4 protein-coding genes are annotated in these 5,942 nt (G+C 54.3%); 3 read left to right on the forward strand and 1 reads right to left on the reverse strand.

Features of this window, described 5'->3' with window-relative positions; translation table 11 throughout:
- Positions 1-466, reverse strand: a 466-nt coding sequence (locus tag ACWIZX_RS10905; protein WP_448335785.1) for an isocitrate/isopropylmalate family dehydrogenase, incomplete at its 3' end; no start/stop codon positions are given.
- 157 nt (positions 467-623) lie between these two features.
- Between ACWIZX_RS10905 and ACWIZX_RS10910 the strand changes: the two genes are divergently transcribed.
- The 3 genes from ACWIZX_RS10910 to lipA all read left to right on the forward strand — a co-directional run.
- The gene (locus tag ACWIZX_RS10910) at positions 624-2,606 is read left to right on the forward strand and encodes an ArnT family glycosyltransferase (protein ID WP_448335786.1); all 1,983 of its coding nucleotides are present in this window, start codon (positions 624-626) and stop codon (positions 2,604-2,606) included.
- 23 nt (positions 2,607-2,629) lie between these two features.
- Positions 2,630-5,116, forward strand: coding sequence for a helicase HerA domain-containing protein (locus ACWIZX_RS10915; protein ID WP_448335787.1), 2,487 nt, complete (start codon positions 2,630-2,632; stop codon positions 5,114-5,116).
- A gap of 50 nt (positions 5,117-5,166) precedes the next feature.
- Positions 5,167-5,942: lipoyl synthase (lipA, locus tag ACWIZX_RS10920; RefSeq protein WP_448335788.1), on the forward strand; the 776-nt coding region annotated here is incomplete at its 3' end.

Below are 5,942 nucleotides of genomic sequence, written 5' to 3' on the forward strand. Positions count from 1 at the left end.
CGGTGTTTTCGCGGAAGATGACCATATCCACATCTTCCGGTCGGCGCACCGGCGAAGGCACGCCCTTGAAGTAGCGCACCGGCCTCAGACAAACATATAAATCCAGAGCCTTCCGCAATGCAACATTCAACGAGCGAATCCCGCCGCCCACCGGCGTCGTCAATGGGCCTTTGATACCCACCAGATATTCTCGAAATGCCGCCAGGGTTTCATCGGGCAGCCAGTTGCCGGTTTGCTGGAAGGCTTTTTCACCCGCCAGCACTTCCAGCCAGTGAATTTTACGCTTCCCGCCGTAGGCTTTCTCCACTGCCGCATCAAACACCCGCTGCGAGGCGCGCCAGATATCCCGCCCGGTGCCGTCTCCTTCCACAAAGGGGATAATGGGCTGGTCAGGAACCATTAACTGCCCCCCCTCCATGCGTATTTTCTCACCTGATTGGGGTTTTTGTGGTGCAGGTACGCTCATCCTCTTTCCTCCCGGAGAAAAAAAATATGAAATTGATGATGAATATCTCGATTATATCAAAATCCCACCGCCGCCAAAGCGGATCAGGCACCCCCTTTCTTGGCTATAATTAAATCATTCCATCTTATCCAGCCTTTCTTCCAAATCAATGTAGACGATGAAAAGAAACGCAACATTCTTAACCGCTCTGGCAGCATTTTTGATTCCGGTTTCGGTTATTACATTTTATTATGTCACCCACAAACCCTTTGACTCCTCCTTTGCGCTTGCCTTCAGTCTAAACCTGTGGCGAATCCTGCTGGCAGGGTCAATCCTTGCACTGGCAGGGGGAATCGGTAACCGAATCCTGCGCCCATTACCCTTTCATCCATTGGCCAGTCTGGCAATGCAGGCAATTTTTGGCCTGGGGCTGATCGCTCTGCTGATTCTGCTCATCGGCAGCCTGCTGGGAGTTCACAGATGGGTGTTTGCTCTGCTCCTGCTGGGAGGATTATTCCTCACGCGTCACTCGATTCGTCTCTGGTTGGAACACTGGAAAACCTGGAAAGAGATCATCCAAAACGGCAGCACCAGCGAGCGCTGGATTTGCACCTTGATTCTACTGGCACTTTCCTCACCTTTATGGACGGCACTTGCTCCCCCGATTAAGTATGACGCGCTGGTTTACCACCTTACCCTGCCGCAAGCCTATCTTTCTGCCGGGCGCATCACCCACCTGCCCTGGCTGATGATGAGCGGCTACCCCCAAAATGCTGAAATGCTCTATCTGTTGGCAATGTCTTTGGGAGGCGCATCCGCTGCCACCGTTCTGGGCTGGTCATTTGCCCTGCTGGGATTGTCCGGTTTATTCGGCTGGCTGGTGAACCATTGGGACAGCCGAACAGCCTGGGCAGGCTGCGCTGCTGTGTTTGCCGGTTCCACGCTGATTCTTTCCAGCGGGTGGGGATACGTGGACTGGTTGGGTCTCTTGTTTGGTCTGGCTTGCCTGATCAGTCTGGATGGTTTTCACAAAACATCGCAATCTTCGTACCTCTGGCTGGCAGGTGCCATGGCCGGCATGGCCATCGGTACAAAATATCCGTTTGGCACACTGGCGCTGGTTGGTTTGAGTACAATTTTTTTTCTCTCGCGCCGTTCACTGAATCTCCTCCCCAGGCGGGTATTGACCTTTGGATTAGCAGCCACCCTTTTCACCCTGCCATGGCTGATGAAGAACGTTCTGTTCACCGGCAATCCGGTTTATCCGTTCTTCTTTCCAGCAGCCGAAATGGATGAAATCCGCGTCTCCATCTATTTTGAGGATGAACCGTATGGCGACTGGCAGGATGTGATATTTTTACCCTGGCGGGCAACCATATGGGGCATCGAAGGCGGCCCCGGCTACGCCGCCTCAATTGGACCGCTGCTGCTCGGCTTTGGTTTGCTGGCCTGGATTGGACGGCACAAGTTGACCCCTGAACAACAGCAGACCTTACAATTGGTCTCCGTGTTTGCTCTGGCTGGCTGGGTGGTGTGGGCTATTGGAGGACGTTTTACGGGTTACCTGCTGCAAACACGCATGGTCTATCCACTGATGCCTGGCTTTGCTGCTCTGGCGGCATTCGGTTTCCGCTCGGCCAGTTCCTTACAGTTATCCACCATCCGCCTGCAGCGTGTGCTGTCCGCCATGCTCCTTCTGGTGCTTGCCTTCACCACCGTGGAAGTTCATCTCGACTTGTTCAAACACTCCACACCACAGGCAGCCCTCGGCATCACCAACCTACAGGACTATCTCGCCGCAAATACCGGCTGGTATCAACCGGCAATGGAAGCCATCCGCAGCCTGCCCCCGGGCAGCCGAACCCTGATGATATATGAACCACGCGCTTTCTACTGCCTGCCGGCCTGCAAACCGGATGAAAACCTGGACCGCTGGCGGAGCAACTGGATGCGTTACGCTGATTTTTCGGCAATCCGCCGTCAGTGGCAGAACGAGGGGTTTACCCACCTGCTGGTCTTTCGTTTAGGTGTAGAATTCATGAAAGATAATCCCGACCCCAAACACCCGCTTCCCAGCCTTCTGGCGCTTGAAGCGTTTCTGGACACGCTGCCGACTTTTGAAGACATTGGGGGAGTTTATCAGTTATACTCGCTGGAATAATTCTGCTCAGGAGGAGTTTGAAAATGGCGCTTTCAAAAGATGGTGTGTTCTACCTCGGCAAACAGTACGATCCTGCCGAGAAAAAACTGCTCGATCAGCCCATTCTCTTCAACCCGGCCGATCTGACCACCCACGCCGTTGTCACCGGTATGACCGGCTCCGGTAAAACCGGTCTGTGCATTGGCCTGCTTGAAGAAGCCGCGCTGGAAGGCATTCCCGCCATCATCATTGACCCCAAAGGCGACCTCACCAACCTCCTGCTGCACTTTCCCGACCTGCTGCCCAGCGATTTTGAACCCTGGATTGACCCGGAAACGGCCAGAAGGGAAGAAAAGACGGTAGGGCAGCTGGCCGAAGAGACTGCCCTGCGCTGGAAGAACGGGCTGGCGGAGTGGGGATTGGGCAGCAACCAGATTCGCGAATTGAAAGACGCGGTAGATTTTGCCCTTTACTCGCCGGGCTCTTCCGCTGCTGTTTCTGTCAACATCCTCTCTTCTTTTGAATCACCCGACCTGCCCTGGGCAGAAAATCGCGAGATTCTGCGCGAAAAAATTTCCACCATTGTCACCGCTTTGCTGGGGTTAATCGGCTTGAATGATATTGATCCACTGCGTTCACGCGAACATATTTTGCTCTCCAATATTCTTGAACACGCATGGAGCAGTGGCAAATCGCTCGACCTGACCGACCTGATCTTACAAACCCAAAAACCACCCTTCGACCGGCTGGGGGCGTTTCCGGTCAATAACTTCTTCCCCGAAAAAGACCGCCTCTCGCTGGCGATGTTGCTCAACAATTTTCTGGCTTCTCCATCCTTTGAAGTCTGGCGTGAGGGACAACCGTTGAATGTTCAGAATTTTCTTTACAGCCCCAACGGCAAAGCCCGCCACAGCATTTTTTATCTGGCTCACCTTAACGAAAGCGAGCGGATGTTCTTTGTAACGCTTTTATTTGCCTCCATAGAATCCTGGATGCGCTCGCAGCGCGGCACCGGAAATCTACGCACGTTAATTTACATGGATGAAATTTACGGCTACCTGCCGCCGCTGAGCAATCCGCCGTCCAAAACGGTCATGCTGCGCATGCTCAAGCAGGCGCGCGCTTTCGGCGTTGGCTTGCTGCTGGCAACCCAGAACCCGGTAGATGTGGACTATAAAGGCCTGTCCAATGCCGGCACCTGGATGATCGGCCGCCTGCAAACCGATCAGGATAAACAACGCCTGCTGGACGGACTGGATTCGGCCGGCGGCGGGGTGAACCGTCAACAAATGGATCGTCTGATTTCCACACTGGGAAAGCGCGTCTTCGTCCTGCACAGTGTTCATGCCAAACAGCCGCTGCTCTTCCAAACCCGTTGGGTATTGAACTACCTTGCCGGGCCATTGACCCGCTCTCAACTGCCATCATTAATGCCGCTGACCTCGATTGCTGATGTCTCTGTTACCCCCGTACAGCAGACCACATCCGATCTGCAAAGCGCCCGCTCCGCACCTGTGGCTGCCGGAGCAAAGGGTTTCACCTCCGCACGCCCTCCTGTTCCCAGCGGGGTTGAAGAATACTTCCTGCCAAATGATCTGCCTCTGTCCGAATCCATCCGTCAGGCAAATATCCCTCCCTCTGCTCAAATTGAGCAAAAGGGATTTGTGTACTACCCGGCTTTGTTTGCGCAGGCGAACATAAACTATCTGGCACGCAAGTACAACCTTGAAATCAACCGTGAAGTTGCAGTACTGGTACAGGAAACGCGCGGACGCTCGATCGAGTGGGATGATTTCAACTGGCGGCCCTTCAAGCGCGCTGAGATCACCGCCCAACCTCTGCCAGCCGCTCAATATGCTCCTCTGCCGGGCTGGTTAGCCGATGCCCGCCAGTTGACCGCCTTTCAGCAGGACTTTGTGGAATGGGTTTACCGCAACGCCACCATCCGGGTGCGCGCCAACGAGAAGCTGAAAGTGTACGCCGCGCCGGAAGTTTCCACCGCTGAATTTCGGGAACAGTGCGCTCAAGCAGCCCGTTCAGCACTGCAAAGTGAGGTGGATAAACTGGAGACCCTCTACCAGAAAAAAATTGAAGACCTCAATCGAAAAATTGAACGCGCAAAGAGCGATGTAGCCGATAAAGAAAACACCTACAAACAGCGTCAAATGGAGGAGTTAGCCACCCACGGGCAATCGCTTATGAACCTGTTCGGCAAACGGCGCGCCACCCTTTCCAGTTCGATGACCAAACGCCGTCTGACCAGCGAGGCCAGAGACCGGCTGGAAAAAGCCAAACTGGCCCTGGAACAATTACAAAAACAACTCAAGGATATTGAAACGGAAAAGAACCGCGAGCTGAAACAAATTCAAGATCGCTGGGCGGATATGGTCAACGATGAGGTTGAAATTCCGCTCAGCCCGTACAAAAAGGACATTTTCGTTCCGCTGTATGGTATCATCTGGATACCGTATTACTCCATTATGGTGGATCGGCAGGTACGGGAAATTCCTGCCTTTCGCAGCCCGGGCTGAAAAGCCACCTCATCGGCGGAGTGAAATATTCGCGAATTTAGAGGTAAAACATGCCACCAGAAGCCACTCGCGACCGGGTCAACCCCGAAAAGTTTGATACCACACCGCTGCGCCGCCCTTCCTGGATCCGCGTGCGCGCCCCCAGCGGTGAAACCTTTGAACAACTCCAACAATTGATGCGCCGCAAAGCGCTGCATACCGTCTGTGAAGAAGCCGGTTGCCCCAACATGGGTGAATGTTGGGGAGCAGGCACAGCCACCTTTTTGATGATGGGTGACATCTGCACGCGCACCTGCGGCTTCTGTGATATTAAGCGCGGCCGCCCTGAAGCCCTGGACTGGCTCGAACCCGAACGGGTTGCCCAGGCCGTCAAAGCCATGAACCTTCAGCACGCCGTGATTACCTCGGTCAACCGCGATGACCGCAAAGACGGCGGCGCACCGATATTTGCCATGGTCATCCGCCGAATCCGTGAACTGTTACCCGGTTGCTCGATCGAAGTACTGATCCCCGATTTCAAGGGCAGCGTAGAGGCCCTGCGCATCGTCATGAATGCCCGACCGGAAATCCTCAATCACAATGTCGAAACCGTACCGCGCCTGTTCAAACTGGTTCAACCGCAGGACCGCTACGAATGGGCTAAAGCCACCCTGAGCAATGCCAAAATTCTCGACCCGGATGTGCTCACCAAATCGGGCATTATGGTCGGGTTGGGTGAAACGATGGACGAGGTCAAAGCCGTCATGGAAGACTTGCGTTCGTGGGGCGTAGAAATCCTGACCATCGGACAGTATTTACAACCCAGCCGCAAACACCTGCCGATTGC

It is taken from the genome of Bellilinea sp., assembly GCF_053501535.1.

Coding starts and splice junctions, on each gene's coding strand:
- ACWIZX_RS10910 (WP_448335786.1), top strand. CDS start 624: ATGAAAAGAAACGCAACATTCTTAACCGCTCTGGCAGCATTTTTGATT.
- ACWIZX_RS10915 (WP_448335787.1), top strand. CDS start 2,630: ATGGCGCTTTCAAAAGATGGTGTGTTCTACCTCGGCAAACAGTACGAT.